The organism is Halopseudomonas litoralis (assembly GCF_900105005.1).
Taxonomy (GTDB): domain Bacteria; phylum Pseudomonadota; class Gammaproteobacteria; order Pseudomonadales; family Pseudomonadaceae; genus Halopseudomonas; species Halopseudomonas litoralis.
The window spans coordinates 1,292,487-1,308,663 of sequence record NZ_LT629748.1 but is presented as its reverse complement, the minus strand read 5'-3'; the positions used below and the strand labels follow the sequence as shown (position 1 = coordinate 1,308,663).

At 55.7% G+C, this 16,177-nt stretch carries 13 protein-coding genes, 5 tRNA genes and 1 rRNA gene; 4 read left to right on the top strand and 15 right to left on the bottom strand.

Going from position 1 to position 16,177, the window contains the following annotated elements:
- Positions 1 to 224: 224 nt before the first annotated feature.
- The 4 genes from BLU11_RS06350 to xth all read right to left on the bottom strand — a co-directional run bounded on the left by BLU11_RS06350 (position 225) and on the right by xth (position 3,286).
- Positions 225 to 300, bottom strand: a tRNA-Ala gene (locus tag BLU11_RS06350).
- A 33-nt stretch (positions 301 to 333) separates the two neighbouring features.
- A tRNA-Ile gene (locus BLU11_RS06345) sits at positions 334 to 410 on the bottom strand.
- Positions 411 to 519: 109 nt separating this feature from the next.
- Positions 520 to 2,056: ribosomal RNA gene (locus BLU11_RS06340) — 16S ribosomal RNA — on the bottom strand.
- Between the two features lie 447 nt (positions 2,057 to 2,503).
- Complete coding sequence (xth, locus tag BLU11_RS06335) at positions 2,504 to 3,286, bottom strand: exodeoxyribonuclease III (protein ID WP_090272569.1); 783 nt, start codon at positions 3,284 to 3,286, stop codon at positions 2,504 to 2,506.
- Between the two features lie 303 nt (positions 3,287 to 3,589).
- Between xth and BLU11_RS06330 the strand changes: the two genes are divergently transcribed.
- Positions 3,590 to 3,666: transfer RNA gene (locus BLU11_RS06330), tRNA-Pro, on the top strand.
- A 55-nt stretch (positions 3,667 to 3,721) separates the two neighbouring features.
- On the opposite strand, the gene BLU11_RS06325 is transcribed toward BLU11_RS06330, so the two are convergent.
- The 10 genes from BLU11_RS06325 to uvrB form a co-directional block, all read right to left on the bottom strand.
- Entirely contained in the window at positions 3,722 to 4,081 is a 360-nt protein-coding gene (locus BLU11_RS06325) for a MerR family transcriptional regulator (RefSeq protein ID WP_090272568.1), read from the bottom strand.
- Positions 4,062 to 4,364, bottom strand: coding sequence for an integration host factor subunit alpha (ihfA, locus tag BLU11_RS06320; RefSeq protein ID WP_022964138.1), 303 nt, complete (start codon positions 4,362 to 4,364; stop codon positions 4,062 to 4,064). Before ihfA ends, BLU11_RS06325 begins: the two co-directional genes overlap by 20 nt.
- 8 nt (positions 4,365 to 4,372) lie before the next feature.
- Positions 4,373 to 6,754, bottom strand: coding sequence for a phenylalanine--tRNA ligase subunit beta (gene pheT / locus BLU11_RS06315; RefSeq protein ID WP_090272567.1), 2,382 nt, complete (start codon positions 6,752 to 6,754; stop codon positions 4,373 to 4,375).
- 38 nt (positions 6,755 to 6,792) lie between these two features.
- On the bottom strand, positions 6,793 to 7,809 hold the full coding sequence (gene pheS, locus BLU11_RS06310; protein ID WP_090272566.1) for a phenylalanine--tRNA ligase subunit alpha: 1,017 nt from the start codon (positions 7,807 to 7,809) through the stop codon (positions 6,793 to 6,795).
- A 102-nt stretch (positions 7,810 to 7,911) separates the two neighbouring features.
- Positions 7,912 to 8,268 (bottom strand): 50S ribosomal protein L20, encoded by a 357-nt coding sequence (gene rplT, locus BLU11_RS06305; protein WP_022964141.1) that lies wholly within the window; start codon positions 8,266 to 8,268, stop codon positions 7,912 to 7,914.
- A 21-nt stretch (positions 8,269 to 8,289) separates the two neighbouring features.
- Positions 8,290 to 8,484: a 50S ribosomal protein L35 gene (gene rpmI, locus BLU11_RS06300; protein WP_090272565.1), complete on the bottom strand. Its 195-nt coding sequence runs from the start codon at positions 8,482 to 8,484 to the stop codon at positions 8,290 to 8,292.
- A gap of 60 nt (positions 8,485 to 8,544) precedes the next feature.
- Positions 8,545 to 9,096: a translation initiation factor IF-3 gene (infC, locus tag BLU11_RS06295; RefSeq protein WP_172828711.1), complete on the bottom strand. Its 552-nt coding sequence runs from the start codon at positions 9,094 to 9,096 to the stop codon at positions 8,545 to 8,547.
- Positions 9,093 to 11,018, bottom strand: coding sequence for a threonine--tRNA ligase (thrS, locus tag BLU11_RS06290; RefSeq protein ID WP_090272563.1), 1,926 nt, complete (start codon positions 11,016 to 11,018; stop codon positions 9,093 to 9,095). Before thrS ends, infC begins: the two co-directional genes overlap by 4 nt.
- Before the next feature lie 133 nt (positions 11,019 to 11,151).
- Positions 11,152 to 11,228, bottom strand: a tRNA-Val gene (locus BLU11_RS06285).
- An 81-nt stretch (positions 11,229 to 11,309) separates the two neighbouring features.
- Positions 11,310 to 13,325 carry an excinuclease ABC subunit UvrB gene (gene uvrB / locus BLU11_RS06280; protein ID WP_090272562.1) on the bottom strand — a complete coding sequence of 672 codons (2,016 nt, stop codon included), beginning with the start codon at positions 13,323 to 13,325 and terminating at the stop codon, positions 11,310 to 11,312.
- A gap of 151 nt (positions 13,326 to 13,476) precedes the next feature.
- On the opposite strand from uvrB, the gene BLU11_RS06275 reads away from it, so the two are divergent.
- Together BLU11_RS06275 and BLU11_RS06270 are read left to right on the top strand one after the other, a co-directional pair.
- Positions 13,477 to 14,682, top strand: coding sequence for an amino acid aminotransferase (locus BLU11_RS06275; protein ID WP_090272561.1), 1,206 nt, complete (start codon positions 13,477 to 13,479; stop codon positions 14,680 to 14,682).
- 80 nt (positions 14,683 to 14,762) lie between these two features.
- Positions 14,763 to 14,838 (top strand) — tRNA-Asn (locus BLU11_RS06270).
- A gap of 52 nt (positions 14,839 to 14,890) precedes the next feature.
- On the opposite strand, the gene BLU11_RS06265 is transcribed toward BLU11_RS06270, so the two are convergent.
- Positions 14,891 to 15,208, bottom strand: a complete 318-nt coding sequence (locus tag BLU11_RS06265; protein ID WP_090272560.1) for a hypothetical protein — start codon at positions 15,206 to 15,208, stop codon at positions 14,891 to 14,893.
- Positions 15,209 to 15,263: 55 nt separating this feature from the next.
- Between BLU11_RS06265 and BLU11_RS06260 the strand changes: the two genes are divergently transcribed.
- Entirely contained in the window at positions 15,264 to 16,151 is an 888-nt protein-coding gene (locus tag BLU11_RS06260) for a LysR family transcriptional regulator (RefSeq protein WP_157718580.1), read from the top strand.
- Positions 16,152 to 16,177: the final 26 nt, after the last annotated feature.

The following is a 16,177-nucleotide window of genomic DNA, read 5'->3' as shown; positions in this document are numbered from 1 at the left end:
ATCCGGAACTTGCACTTGAGATCACAAGTTACCTTAGCCATAACGTGTGCAGTGAAACACCCGTTATGTCTTGTCTACTTCTATCACTTTTCCACATTGTTAAAGAGCGACTGATCAAAGATCAGACATCAATCATCCCATCATAAACCTGCGGGATAATTCATGTATGAACTCTTATCGAGTACCGGCGATGTTGGTCAATCTTCCAAGCCTGCATGCTGACCTGGTGGAGCCAAGCGGGATCGAACCGCTGACCTCCTGCGTGCAAGGCAGGCGCTCTCCCAGCTGAGCTATGGCCCCGTTCAGACCTGACGAATCTGACACCTCGATAATTGGTGGGTCTGGGCAGATTCGAACTGCCGACCTCACCCTTATCAGGGGTGCGCTCTAACCAACTGAGCTACAGACCCAATTATCTCGGGCTGCCACCGTTGCTGCTTGGAGTACAGGCCCAATCGCCTTTCTTTCGGAATCAAGTAATTCGTGTGAGTGCTTGAAAAACAGAGGTGATCTTTCGATTAAGGAGGTGATCCAGCCGCAGGTTCCCCTACGGCTACCTTGTTACGACTTCACCCCAGTCATGAATCACACCGTGGTAACCGTCCTCCCGAAGGTTAGACTAGCTACTTCTGGTGCAACCCACTCCCATGGTGTGACGGGCGGTGTGTACAAGGCCCGGGAACGTATTCACCGTGGCATTCTGATCCACGATTACTAGCGATTCCGACTTCATGGAGTCGAGTTGCAGACTCCAATCCGGACTACGAGAGACTTTATGGGATTAGCTCCACCTCGCGGCTTGGCAACCCTTTGTATCCCCCATTGTAGCACGTGTGTAGCCCTGGCCGTAAGGGCCATGATGACTTGACGTCATCCCCACCTTCCTCCGGTTTGTCACCGGCAGTCTCCTTAGAGTGCCCACCATAACGTGCTGGTAACTAAGGACAAGGGTTGCGCTCGTTACGGGACTTAACCCAACATCTCACGACACGAGCTGACGACAGCCATGCAGCACCTGTGTCTGAGTTCCCGAAGGCACCAATCCATCTCTGGAAAGTTCTCAGCATGTCAAGGCCAGGTAAGGTTCTTCGCGTTGCTTCGAATTAAACCACATGCTCCACCGCTTGTGCGGGCCCCCGTCAATTCATTTGAGTTTTAATCTTGCGACCGTACTCCCCAGGCGGTCAACTTAGTGCGTTAGCTGCGCCACTAAGAACTCAAGGTTCCCAACGGCTAGTTGACATCGTTTACGGCGTGGACTACCAGGGTATCTAATCCTGTTTGCTCCCCACGCTTTCGCACCTCAGTGTCAGTATCAGTCCAGGTAGTCGCCTTCGCCACTGGTGTTCCTTCCTATATCTACGCATTTCACCGCTACACAGGAAATTCCACTACCCTCTACCGTACTCTAGTTCAGCAGTTATGAAAGCAGTTCCCAGGTTGAGCCCGGGGATTTCACACCCATCTTACTGAACCACCTACGCGCGCTTTACGCCCAGTAATTCCGATTAACGCTTGCACCCTCTGTATTACCGCGGCTGCTGGCACAGAGTTAGCCGGTGCTTATTCTGTCGGTAACGTCAAAGTTGCAGCGTATTAGGCTACAACCCTTCCTCCCAACTTAAAGTGCTTTACAATCCTAAGACCTTCTTCACACACGCGGTATGGCTGGATCAGGCTTTCGCCCATTGTCCAATATTCCCCACTGCTGCCTCCCGTAGGAGTCTGGACCGTGTCTCAGTTCCAGTGTGACTGATCATCCTCTCAGACCAGTTACGGATCGTCGCCTTGGTGAGCCATTACCCCACCAACAAGCTAATCCGACCTGGGCTCATCTGATAGCGCAAGGTCCGAAGATCCCCTGCTTTCTCCCGTAGGACGTATGCGGTATTAGCGTTCGTTTCCGAACGTTATCCCCCACTACCAGGCAGATTCCCAGGCATTACTCACCCGTCCGCCGCTAAATCAGGGAGCAAGCTCCCGTCATCCGCTCGACTTGCATGTGTTAGGCCTACCGCCAGCGTTCAATCTGAGCCATGATCAAACTCTTCAGTTAAAATACTGATTGGGTTTTGAGAAAACCCTAAACTTGGCTCAGCCGTACAAAAAATTCTATAAACTCGATGAATTCACAGAGTAACTTGCTTAGGCTGATAATCTTGCGATCATCTCTCCATTGAGCAAGCACCCACACGAATTACTTGATTCCAATTTGTTAAAGAGCGATTCGGTCTGCGTTTCCGCTTAACCAAGGCCGCGCATTCTACGCTAACCTTCTGATCTGTCAAGCGTTTTTTGTGAGGCTTTTCAGCGCTGCACCGCTTGGCACATCGGCCTGGAACGCTGCTGCTGTTCCGGGCCAGGGAGGCGCATTCTACAGGAGTAAAACCCCTTGTCAACGCCTTCCTGAAATTCCTTTCTCACCCTGAAGAAGCGACCAAACCGGCCCCTTCAGTGAGCGGCGCATTCTACGCCGTTTCGCTTGCCTGTCAATAGCGGATTGCTAAATTGACAGCTCTATCCACGTAGGCGCGTGATCACTGGCTTTCGGCTGGTCACGCACCCATAGATCCACGCCCCCGCCGACCAAGCGTTCAACCAGTTGCGGGCTTAATAGCAGATGATCAATACGTAAACCCGAATTGGTTTGCCAGTGCTGACGAAAATAATCCCAGAATGTATAGATGCGCTGGCCTGGATAAAGGCTGCCCAGCGCATCCTGCCAGCCTTGCCCCAATAAACGCTGATAACACTCCCGGGTTTCCGGCTGTAACAGGGCGTCATTTTGCCAAGAACGCGCATTGTAGATATCGGCGTCGGTTGGCACCACGTTGTAATCGCCCGCCAGCACAACCGGATGCCCCGCCTTCAACAAATCGCCAGCATGCTCTATCAACTTTCTGAACCATGCGAGCTTATAATCAAATTTGGGCCCTGGCCGAGGATTCCCGTTGGGCAGATAAAGACATCCCACAATTACCCCTTCGACCACTGCCTCTATATAACGGCTCTGTTCCGGATTGGGATCTTCCGGCAACCCGCGGCGACTCAAGAGCGGCTCGGTGCCTTTGGCTAATATTGCCACTCCGTTCCAGGCTTTCTGACCATGCCACACCGCCCCATATCCCGCCGCCTGTATCGCCTCGATGGGGAAAAATTCGTCCGCCGCCTTCAATTCCTGCAGACAGACGATATCCGGCTCCTCCCGCGACAACCAGTCCAGCAGCGCAGGCAAGCGGGAACGAATACCATTGATATTGAATGTCGTTATTCTAAGGGTTCGCATACAGGCCCTTTACCTTGAAAGCTACTTCTAGGTATCGGAACGGAAGGGCAGCATTAAAGTTCCATCAATCCGACGCGTCCGATCCTTACTCCCCCACGGCGGAGTGGTGCGCGCATATGCAAGTCGACCTACAGAGATGCCAAGAGACAAGCTAGACAATACCGGGCGGCTTCCGCTATGAGTCAAAGAGATGGCGTTTCGGAAAAAAGAAAGCCTGACCACTGAAGCCGAAAAAAACCTTTCGCATTTCAGTTAGTTAATGTATAGTTCGTCCCGCTTTGGCAGCAATCGTTAAAGCATCGTCGGGGCGTAGCGCAGCCTGGTAGCGCACTTGCATGGGGTGCAAGGGGTCGAGTGTTCGAATCACTCCGTCCCGACCAAATTAAGAAACAACAAAGCCACCTTCGGGTGGCTTTGTTGTTTCTGCCTTGGTGACTATTTTGCTCTGAGCGCCTGGAGCACTTCTTCCAACTCGGCCACAGTTTGACGGATGAGCTGCTTGTAATGACTACCGTCATCCTTGGCTTCGTCACCGGAGAGACGTTGACGAGCACCGCCAATGGTAAACCCCTGGTCATACAACAGTGCGCGAATCTGGCGAATCATCAGCACATCCTGACGCTGGTAATAACGGCGATTGCCACGGCGCTTGACCGGAGACAACTGAGGAAACTCCTGCTCCCAATAACGCAGCACGTGTGGTTTAACGGCACAGAGCTCACTGACCTCACCGATGGTGAAGTAGCGTTTTCCCGGGATTGCCGGCAGTTCATTGTTATGGCTGGGTTCCAGCATAGGCTTCTACTCGGGCCTTGAGTTTCTGACCGGGGCGGAAGGTAACCACGCGCCGGGCCGTAATAGGTATTTCTTCGCCGGTCTTGGGATTGCGGCCGGGGCGTTGACGCTTGTCGCGCAGGTCGAAATTGCCGAAACCGGACAGCTTGACCTGCTCGTTGCTTTCAAGCGCGTTGCGGATCTCTTCAAAAAACAGTTCTACCAGTTCCTTGGCTTCACGCTTGTTGAAACCAAGTTCCTCGTAGAGATGTTCCGCCATTTCTGCCTTTGTCAGAGCCCCCATAGCAATCCCTATTTTCTTAGTGTGGCGTTGAACCTTTGCTCCAGTGAGCCGAGCACCTTGTCCATAACAGCATTCACTTCATCATCAGTAAGAGTGCGCGATGAATGCTGCAAGGTCAAGCCGATCGCCAGGCTTTTGCTTTGGGGATCAACACCTTTCCCTTCATAGACGTCAAACAGCCTGAGGTTCTTGAGGAATTCACCGGCGTGCTCGCGGATATCTGCCAGCAGATTCCCGGCTACTACGGTCTTGTCCACCAGCACGGCGATATCACGTCTGACTTCAGGAAAGCGGGAGAGTTCGCTGAAACGCGGTAACCGCCCTTCGGTGATGCCATCCAGTCGCAGCTCAAATACAAACACCGGGCCCAACAGATCCAGCTCATCAACCAGCTGCGGATGCAAGGCGCCCAGCCAACCCACCGGGTTGCCGTCACGCACGATCCGAGCGCACTGTCCCGGATGCAAAGCGGGATGCTCTGCCGGCTCGAAGCCATACGCGTCCAGTGCACCGCCCTGCCCCAGCACTGCTTCTACGTCGCCTTTGACATCATGGAAGTCCAGCTTGTCGTTACCATTGGCCCAGCCTTCGGGCAAACGAGTGCCGCAAGCAATACCGGACAGCATGGGCTCCTGCAGCAGCTCACCGTCAGCCTGCGGAACAAACCGCAAGCCGCTTTCAAACAAGCGCACCCGTGCTTGCTGACGATTCTGGTTATGCTGAACCGCCTTGCTCAAACCCGGCCACAATGATGTGCGCATGACCGCCATGTCACTGGAAATGGGGTTGGCCAGGGCCAGCGGCTCGCTTTGTGGGTCGAACAGTTTGTTCAGGCTCGGCTCGATGAAGCTGTAGGTGATCGCTTCCTGATAACCGCGAGCCACCAGCAGACGACGCAGGATCGGCAGTTCGCCCTGGGTTTCCGGCTTGGCGGTGAGACTCAAGGCAGCCGTCGGCGCGCTGACCGGCAGGCGGTTATAGCCATACAGGCGGGCCAGCTCTTCGATCAAGTCGATTTCGAGAGCGATGTCGAAGCGGTGACTGGGCACATCAACTTGCCATTCCGCCGCCCCGCTGGACACTACATTGAGCTCCAGCCCACGCAGATAGGCTTCAATTTCTGCGGGAGCGATTTCCAGCCCAAGCATCTGCGTAACACGTTCATTACGCAAGGTGATGCTGACCGGCTGCGGCAGATGAGACGGCTCAACAGCTTCGACCACCGGGCCCGGCTCCCCACTGACAACCTCCAGCAACAGTGCCGTAGCGCGCTCGACTGCTTCACGCTGTAATTGCCAGTCAACGCCCCGCTCGTAGCGGTGTGAGGCATCGGTATGCAGACCGTAATTACGTGCCTTGCCGGCAATCGCGATATGGTCGAAGAAAGCACTTTCCAGAAACAGGTCGGTGGTAGTGTCGCTGACACCGCTGTGCTCGCCACCCATGATGCCGGCCATTGCCAACGGACGCTCGTGATCAGCAATTACCAGCGTGTCGCTGCGCAAGCTTATTTCCTGACCATTAAGCAGCACCAGCTTTTCGTCTTCTTCCGCCATACGCACACGGATACCGCCAAACACCTGAGCCAGATCAAAAGCATGCAATGGCTGACCGAGCTCAAGCATGACGTAGTTGGTGACATCTACTACCGCATCGATACTGCGAATATCGCTGCGGCGTAGACGCTCGACCATCCACAGAGGCGTCGGACGTGACAGGTCGACATTACGAATAACCCGACCGATATAGCGCGAGCATGCAGCGGGGGCCATCAGCTCGACCGGACGCACCTCATCATGCACAGCAGCAACCGGCTCGATCGCTGGACGAGTAACGGGAACAGCGTAGTTGGCACCCACTTCCCGTGCCAAGCCGGCGATGGACAGGCAATCACCGCGGTTGGGCGTCAGATCGACTTCAATGATAGCGTCGTCCAAACCAAGATATTCGCGCAAGCTTTGCCCTGTCGGCGCATCGGCAGGTAGTTCAAACAACCCATCGCTATCATCCGACAGTTTGAGCTCGTCAGCCGAGCACAACATGCCGAAAGATTCCACGCCACGCAGCTTGGCCTTCTTGATCTTGAAGTCCTCGCCCAGCACCGCCCCCACCATGGCAAACGGTACCTTGATGCCGGCGCGAGCATTCGGCGCCCCGCAAACCACCTGGAATTCTTCGCTGCCATTGCTGACGCGACAGACGCGCAGTTTGTCCGCATCGGGATGCTGCTCGGCTGCGATAATCTCGCCCACCACGACACCGCTGAATTCACCGGCAGCCGGAGTAACGCTATCCACTTCGAGGCCAGTCATGGACAGACGTGCAACCAGATCATCACGAGAAACCTCGGGGTTCACCCAGCTGCGCAGCCACTGTTCACTGAATTTCATGTTCTTTTCCTGCTATCAAAGGGGTTGCGGTTACGGTGTCAACGGAACTGTGCGAGAAAACGCAGATCGTTGTCGAAGAACAGGCGCAGATCATTCACGCCGTAACGCAGCATGGCCAGACGCTCGACGCCCATGCCGAAGGCAAAGCCCTGAAACTTCTCAGGGTCGATCCCCGAGGAGCGGAATACGCTCGGGTGAACCATGCCGCACCCCATGACTTCCAACCAGCCAGTCTGCTTGCATACCCGGCAGCCATTACCGCTGCACATCACACACTGAATATCGACTTCAGCTGAAGGCTCGGTGAACGGGAAAAATGATGGCCGGAAGCGCACCTTCAAATCTTTCTCGAAGAACACCTGCAAAAACTCAGCAATAGTGCCCTTGAGATCGGCAAAGCTGACCTTGCGATCGACCAGCAGTCCTTCGACTTGGTGGAACATCGGTGAGTGGGTCAGATCCGAATCGCAGCGATAGACGCGACCAGGACAGACGATGCGAATCGGCGGCTCCTGACTTTCCATGGTCCGCACCTGTACTGGTGAGGTATGGGTGCGCAGCAGCGTGTTGGCGTTGAAATAGAAGGTATCGTGCATCGCCCGTGCCGGGTGATGGCCGGGAATATTGAGCGCCTCGAAGTTGTGATAATCGTCTTCGACTTCGGGGCCTTCCGCAACGTCATAGCCGATGTGGGAAAAGAATTCTTCGATCCGTTCCATGGTCCGGGTAACCGGATGCAGCCCACCGCTCACCTGGCCACGGCCAGGCAGGGTTACGTCTACCCGCTCCGCTGCCAGCTTGGCATTCAGTGCTGCAGCTTCCATATCAGCCTTGCGTGCATTGAGCACACCCTGCACCTGCTCTTTGGCCTCGTTGACCATGGCACCGACTTTGGGGCGCTCCTCGGCAGGTATGTTGCCCAAGGTCTTCATTACCTGGGTAAGCTCGCCCTTCTTGCCGAGATACTGGACGCGGATCTGCTCCAGTGCATTAACATCCACCGCCTGCTGCACGGCCTCCAGGGCCTGGGAGACCAGCGCGTCTAGGTTTTCCATTTCACACTCCAGAAACAAAAATAGGGGAAGAGCGATAAGGCTCTTCCCCTATTAATGACGTTGCCAACCGACGCGAGCGCCGGTGATTGTCGTAACGAGGGCTTAAGCCAGGCTAGCCTTTGCTTTTTCGACAATCGCGGTAAACGCCGCTTTTTCGTTCACAGCCAGATCGGCCAGAACCTTACGGTCGATTTCGATGGACGCTTTCTTCAGACCAGCGATCAGACGGCTGTAAGACATGCCGTTAATCCGAGCACCAGCGTTGATACGAGCGATCCACAGAGCACGGAACTGACGCTTCCGTTGCTTGCGGTCACGATAGGCATACTGACCAGCCTTGATGACCGCCTGCTTGGCAACACGGAACACACGCGAACGCGCACCGTAGTAACCTTTGGCGAGCTTCAGAATTTTCTTGTGACGCTTACGCGCCATTACACCACGCTTAACACGAGCCATTCTTTAAATCCTCAACCTTGATTAACGGAGGCGCAACATGCGTTCAACTTTCTGGGTATCCGCAGCATTGAGCTGGGAAGTCCCACGCAGTTGGCGCTTACGCTTGGTGCTCATCTTGGTCAGGATGTGGCTCTTGAAAGCGTGCTTGTGCTTGATGCCGTTGCCAGTCACTTTAAAGCGCTTGGCGGCACCACTTTTGGTCTTCATCTTTGCCATGTTCAGTTACTCCAAATAGAGTGGATAAGATAATCACAAGGCCTGGCGTTGCCCTGGAGATTACTTTTTCTTCTTGGGTGCTAGGACCATCATCAATTGACGACCTTCCATTTTCGGGTGCTGTTCAACGGTGCCGTATTCAAGCAGGTCAGCTTCAACCCGCTTCAACAACTCCATGCCCAGCTCCTGATGAGCCATTTCGCGGCCGCGGAATCGCAAGGATACCTTGGCTTTGTCACCCTCAGAGAGGAACTTTATAAGGTTGCGAAGCTTGACCTTATAGTCCCCATCTTCCGTCCCTGGACGAAACTTGATTTCTTTGATCTGGATGATCTTCTGATTCTTCCGTGCAGCAGCCTGCTGCTTCTTCTTTTCGAAGATGTGCTTGCCGTAATCCATGATCCGGCAAACAGGCGGCTCTGCATCGGGGGAGATTTCAACCAGGTCTAGCTTGGCCTCCTCAGCGGCGGCCATGGCTTCCTGAATGGACACGATACCGATTTGTTCACCTTCGGCGCCAATCAGGCGCACTTCAGGCGCCGTGATATTTTCGTTGATCGGCGGACGTTGTGCGGCTCTTTTGTCTTGTCTCATCTCGCGTTTAATCTTTATTGCTCCGAATTCGGGCGGCCTCGTTGTGCAACGGCGCGGGCAAGGAACTCGGAGAACTCGGCAATTTTCATTATACCCAGGTCTTTACCCTCCCGCGTGCGCACGGCCACAGTGTGCGATTCGACTTCCCGGTCGCCAATTACCAGCAGATAGGGAGTCTTGTGCAAAGTATGCTCGCGGATTTTAAAGCCGATCTTCTCGTTTCTCAAGTCCGCAATAGCACGATATCCCATTTCATTGAGAGATTTCTCAACTTCCTGGCAAAATTCCGCCTGATTATCAGTAATATTCAGTACCGCGACCTGGGTCGGGGCGAGCCAGGCGGGGAAATCCCCAGCGTAATGCTCGATCAGAATACCAATGAAGCGTTCGAACGACCCCAGGATCGCACGGTGCAGCATGACTGGCGTTTTGCGAGCACCGTCTTCTGCTACGTATTGCGCGCCCAGACGACCCGGCAGCATGAAGTCCAGCTGCAATGTACCGCACTGCCAGACCCGCCCAAGGCAATCGCGCAGAGAAAATTCGATTTTCGGACCGTAGAAGGCGCCTTCACCCGGCTGCAGATCCCACTTCAGCCCAGCTTCATTCAATGCTGCCTCAAGCCCTTGCTCCGCCTGATCCCAATCCGCATCGTCGCCCATCCGATCTTCCGGACGAGTGGACAGCTTCAGCTCGACATCATCAAAACCGAAATCACGGTAAACTTGCAGCGTCAACGCAATGAAATCGGACGCCTCGGCCTTGACCTGCTCGTCGGTACAGAAGATATGCGCATCATCCTGAGTAAAACCGCGCACCCGCATCAGGCCATGCAGCGAACCGGAAGGCTCATTGCGATGACAAGAGCCGAACTCGGCCAGACGCAGAGGCAGCTCACGGTAGCTTTTCAGTCCCTGATTGAATACCTGGATGTGGCACGGGCAGTTCATCGGCTTGATCGCGTAATCGCGGCTTTCCGACTCGGTGGTGAACATGTTGGCGGAGTAGTGTTCCCAGTGGCCGGAACGTTCCCAGAGCACTCGATCCACAACCTGCGGGGTACGAATCTCACGGTAGCCAGCATCCAACTGCAGCTTGCGCATGTACTGCTCGAGCACCTGATAGACGGTCCAGCCGTCCGGGTGCCAGAACACCATGCCAGGCGCTTCTTCCTGCATGTGGAACAGATTCAGACGCTTACCGATTTTGCGATGATCACGCTTCTCCGCTTCTTCGATACGCTTGATATAGGCAGCCAATTGCTTCTTGTCCGCCCAAGCGGTGCCGTAGATGCGCTGCAGCTGTTCGTTCTTCGCATCCCCACGCCAGTAGGCGCCGGAAATACGGGTCAGCTGGAAGGCCTTGAGGAAGCGGGTGTTGGGCACGTGCGGACCGCGGCACATGTCGACGTATTCTTCGTGATGATACAGCCCCATCGCCTGCTCATCGGGCATATCCTCGATCAGACGCAGCTTGTATTCCTCGCCACGGACACGGAACAGCTCGATCACTTCCTGACGCGGCGTCATCTTCTTGATGACATCGTATTCAGTGGCGATCAGCGCACGCATGCGCGACTCGATTGCTGCCATATCTTCCGGCGTGAAGGAGCGCTCATAGGCGATGTCGTAATAGAAGCCTTCATCAATGACCGGACCGATCACCATTTTGGCCGTCGGGTACAGCTGCTTGACCGCGTGACCAACCAGATGAGCACAGGAGTGACGAATGATCTCCAGCCCCTCTTCGTCTTTCGGCGTAATGATCTGCAGATGAGCATCAGAGTCAATGACGTCACAGGCGTCGACCAGACGGCCATCGACCTTGCCTGCCACAGTCGCCTTGGCCAGGCCCGCGCCAATGGATTGCGCCACGTCGGCTACGCTTACAGGGTGATCAAAAGTGCGCTGACTGCCGTCAGGAAGAGTAATAGTGGGCATATACCGCTCCTTCTCAGTGGTGACCGCTACGCAAGGCCACATGATGGAAATGTATCGAAGAGCCTGCCGCTGTCGGCATCCCTCTCGACGCAGAAATGAAAAAGCCCGATCACAGGGTGATCGGGCTTTAATTTGGTAGGCACGAGTGGATTCGAACCACCGACCCCCACCATGTCAAGGTGGTGCTCTAACCAACTGAGCTACGTGCCTGCAATGGAGGCGAACTATACGCACCCCTCTAAAACCCGTCAACCCCTAAGTTACTGAATAACTATAAAAACTCAGACTTTTTCAGATGTTCACCAACCGCTTGCGCAGCTCCTGGATATCGTCCCGCAGCTGCCCCGCCGCTTCGAATTCCAGATCCCGCGCGTGCTGGTACATTTTCTCTTCCATCTGGCGAATACGCTTGGTGATCTCCGATGGCGAACGTAGCTTCTCCGCGCCATATTCGGCAGCGTCCTCGGCGGCCTTGAGCTGGCGTCGCTTGTTCGAGCGGCTGCCCGGCACCACTGCGCCTTCGAGAATATCCTGCACGCTTTTGACCACGCCTTTTGGCGTGATGCCATGCTCCAGGTTAAAGGCAATCTGTTTGGCACGACGACGATCGGTTTCGCCGATCGCGCGCTCCATTGAACCGGTCATGCGATCGGCGTACAGAATGGCCTTGCCGTTCAGGTTCCGCGCCGCACGACCAATTGTCTGAATCAGCGAGCGCTCCGAACGAAGAAAGCCCTCTTTGTCCGCATCCAGTATCGCAACGAGAGAAACCTCCGGCATATCAAGACCTTCGCGCAACAAGTTAATGCCGACCAGCACATCGAAACCGCCGATACGCAAGTCACGAATAATCTCCACCCGCTCAACCGTATCGATATCCGAGTGCAGATAGCGCACCCGCACACCATGGTCAGCCAGATAGTCAGTGAGGTCTTCTGCCATGCGCTTGGTCAAGGTGGTAACCAGCACCCGGTCGCCCTGGGCGACACGCAGGCCGATTTCCGACAGCAGATCATCAACCTGCGTCGTGGCCGGGCGCACTTCGATCAGCGGGTCCACCAGGCCGGTCGGCCGTACCACCTGCTCCACCACGCGACCGGCATGGGTTTCCTCATAGGGCCCGGGGGTCGCGGATACAAAAATGGCCTGCGGCGAGATTGCCTCCCACTCATCGAAGCGCATGGGCCGGTTATCCAGTGCCGATGGCAGGCGGAAGCCGTATTCCACCAGTGTTTCCTTGCGTGAACGGTCGCCTTTGTACATCGCGCCGACCTGCGGCACCGAGACGTGGGACTCATCAATGATCAGCAGCGCGTTCTCCGGCAGATAATCGAACAGAGTTGGCGGAGCTTCACCTATGGGCCGGCCGGACAGGTAGCGAGAGTAGTTCTCGATACCGTTGCAATATCCCAGCTCCATGATCATTTCCATATCGAAGCGGGTACGCTGCTCCAGACGTTGCGCCTCGACCAGCTTGTTCTGGCTATTGAGCACCTCCAGCCGCTCCTTCAACTCGACCTTGATCTCTTCCACCGCTTCCAGCAGCTTCTCTCTTGGTGTCACATAATGTGATTTAGGATAGATAGTTACGCGCGGAACCTTACGTAGAACCTCACCCGTAAGCGGATCGAAGAAGCTGATCGTTTCCACTGTATCATCGAACAACTCAATACGAATCGCCTCAAGGTCGGACTCAGCCGGATAGACATCAATCACATCCCCGCGGACCCGGTAGTTAGCACGGGACAACTCCATATCATTGCGGGTGTATTGCAACTCGGCCAACCGGCGCAGCAGGGTTCGCTGGTCGAGAACGTCCCCCCTATCGATATGCAGCACCATCCGCAGATAGGACTCCGGATCCCCCAGACCGTAGATCGCCGAAACAGTCGCCACGATGATCGCATCGGGTCTCTCCATCAGCGCCTTGGTCGCAGACAGACGCATCTGCTCGATATGATCGTTGATCGAGGCATCCTTCTCGATGAAGGTATCCGACGCCGGCACGTAGGCTTCGGGTTGGTAATAGTCATAATAGGAAACGAAGTACTCCACCGCGTTGTTCGGAAAGAACTCGCGGAACTCCCCGTACAGCTGCGCAGCCAGCGTCTTGTTTGGCGCCATGATAATCGCCGGCCGCTGCATGCGCTGAATGACATTGGCAATGGTGAAGGTCTTCCCCGACCCGGTTACCCCGAGCAGCGTCTGATGTGACAGACCCGCTTCCAGCCCCTCCACCAATTGCTCTATGGCAACGGGTTGGTCACCGGCCGGTTTGAAACGGGTTTGCAGATTGAATTGGCTCATAATCAGGGGGCACCACGTATGGACAGACAACCCTTATCATAGCATTGCCCTTCCATGGACTCGCACCCTGCGCGCGTCTCTGTTTATAATAGCCAGCCGCCTGCGGCATAGCCCGACACCTACATTCACCTGTTTCGAGTCTGCCCATATCATGAGTCTGTTTTCCCCCGTTGAAATGGCGCCACGCGATCCCATCCTTGGCCTGAACGAAGCCTTCAATGCTGATCCGCGTGAAGAAAAAGTCAATCTGGGCGTTGGCGTCTATTACGACGAAAACGGCAAGGTTCCTCTGTTGCGCGCAGTTCAGGCAGCGGAAGAAGCCCGCGTAGCCGAACACGCCCCGCGTACCTATCTGCCCATGGAAGGTCTGGCGCCCTATGATCTCGCCGTGCAGAAATTGCTGCTGGGCGCCGACTCCGCATTGCTGTCCTCCGGCAGGCTGATCACCGCGCAGTCACTGGGTGGTACCGGCGCGCTGAAACTGGGTGCCGACTTCCTGTATCGCCTGTCTGGCAAGCGCCTGGTCGCGATCAGCGATCCCAGCTGGGAAAACCATCGCTCGCTGTTTGAAGCGGCAGGCTATGAGGTCGTGACCTACCCTTATTACGATCCGGCTACCCACGGCCTGAATCTGCAGGGCATGTTGCAGGGCATCGAACAGTTACCCGAAGGCAGTGTGGTTCTGCTTCACGCCTGCTGCCACAACCCGACCGGCGTTGATCTCGGTGTGGATGAGTGGAAACAGGTGATCGAGGTTGTCCGCAAGCGCAACCATGTGCCCTTTCTGGACATCGCCTATCAGGGGTTTGGCGACAATCTGGAAGAGGATGCCTTGGCTGTACGCCTGTTTGCCGAAGCAGGCCTGCCCTGCCTGATTGCCAGCTCCTTTTCCAAATCCTTCTCGTTGTACGGCGAACGGGTTGGCGCGCTGACGCTGATCACCGAGACTCCCGAGGAAGGCGAGCGCGTGCTGTCACAGCTCAAGCGGGTGATTCGCACCAACTACTCCAACCCGCCGACCCATGGCGCCAAAGTAGTGGCTGCAGTACTGAACAACGCAGAACTCTACGCCATTTGGGAACAGGAGCTCGCCGAGATGCGTGTGCGCGTCAAGCAGATGCGTCAGGCGCTGGTCGAGAAATTGCAGGCAGCAGGTGTGCAACAGGATGTCAGCTTCATTCAGCAGCAACGGGGCATGTTCTCCTTCTCCGGCCTGACCCGCGAACAGGTCGCTCGGCTGGCTGAAGAGTCCGCCATCTATGCGGTCGGTAGTGGACGCATTTGCGTTGCCGCATTGAATGACAACAACATCGACGTGGTCGCCAATGCCATGGCCAAAGTCCTGCTTGAAGGTTGAACGGAACCTGTGAGCACTTATTGGAAAGCGGTTCAAGGTGTTGACTTGAAAAGTTTTTTTGGTAAAGTGCGCACATCCGATCCGCGATAGCTCAGTTGGTAGAGCAAATGACTGTTAATCATTGGGTCCCAGGTTCGAGTCCTGGTCGCGGAGCCAATATTCAGAAAACCCGGCAATAGCCGGGTTTTTTGTGCGCGCAGAAAACACCTCACTCCGGTGCGCAATCAATACTGACACGAACCCGAATAATCTCGCGCGTGAATTCGTGAGTCAGCGTGACCCCCTCGCCCGGCTGCAGATGCAATCGCCGAGGCAGCGGCCGCTCAGGGCCATTGACGAAAGTGGCCTGGCAGCGCAGCGGTGTCGCCGCGTGACTGGTCAGATTGATCGCTGCGATATTGATCAGATCAGTACTGCTGACCGACACCTCAGCTGCACCGGGCTGCACATCAACATCAATCGGAAATCCCCACGCCGGCATCGTCCAACCCAGAGCTATCCCAACGGCCAGCAAATATTGATACATTGCATCCTCGTATTGGCAAACTCCACACCATCAGCATAGGCCAGAGGCTCCATCGATGAAAGCACCGCGCGTCACCCTGGAACAATGGCGTACCTTGCAAGCCGTCGTCGATCACGGCGGCTTCGCCCAGGCCGCCGAGGTGCTGCATCGTTCACAGTCTTCGGTGAGCTATACCGTGGCGCGCATGCAAGAGCAACTCGGCGTGCCACTGCTGGAAATCGCCGGACGCAAGGCCGTGCTTACCGAAGCCGGTGCTGCTCTGCTGCGCCGTTCACGCAACCTGCTCAAGCAAGCCAGTCAACTGGAAGAGCTGGCCTGGAACATGGATCAGGGCTGGGAAGCCGAGGTACAGCTGGTAGTGGACGCAGCCTATCCTACTGAGCGTCTGGCTGGCGCACTGAAGGCCTTCATGCCGCAGAGTAAAGGCTGCCGGGTACAACTGCGTGAAGAGGTGCTTTCCGGCGTCGAAGAGTGTCTGCACAGCGGCACAGCTGACCTGGCCATCTCCGGCATCAGCATCGCCGGCTATCTGCCGCAGCAACTCAATGACATTGAGTTTGTTGCCGTAGCTCATCCAGAGCACCCTCTGCACCTGCTCGAACGCGCGCTCACCCACAGCGACCTTGAAACCCATCTTCAGGTGGTGATTCGAGACTCGGGACGCCGCCAGCCCCGGGATGCCGGCTGGCTGGGTGCCGAGCAACGCTGGACAGTCACCAGCCTGAGTACCGCCGCCAAACTGTTAAGCCAGGGGCTGGGGTTTGCCTGGCTGCCCGAGCATGAAATCAAGGATTCGCTGGAGCGCGGCAGCTTGAAAGTATTACCCCTGGTACAGGGCAGCCGCCGCGCCTCAAACATGTATCTCTATGCCAACAAGGACAAGCCACTTGGCCCGGCCACGCGCATTCTCGCAGATCTGATCTGCGAGCATTCCGGGACGTGACAAGTCGGGCCGATATGCCACATTGT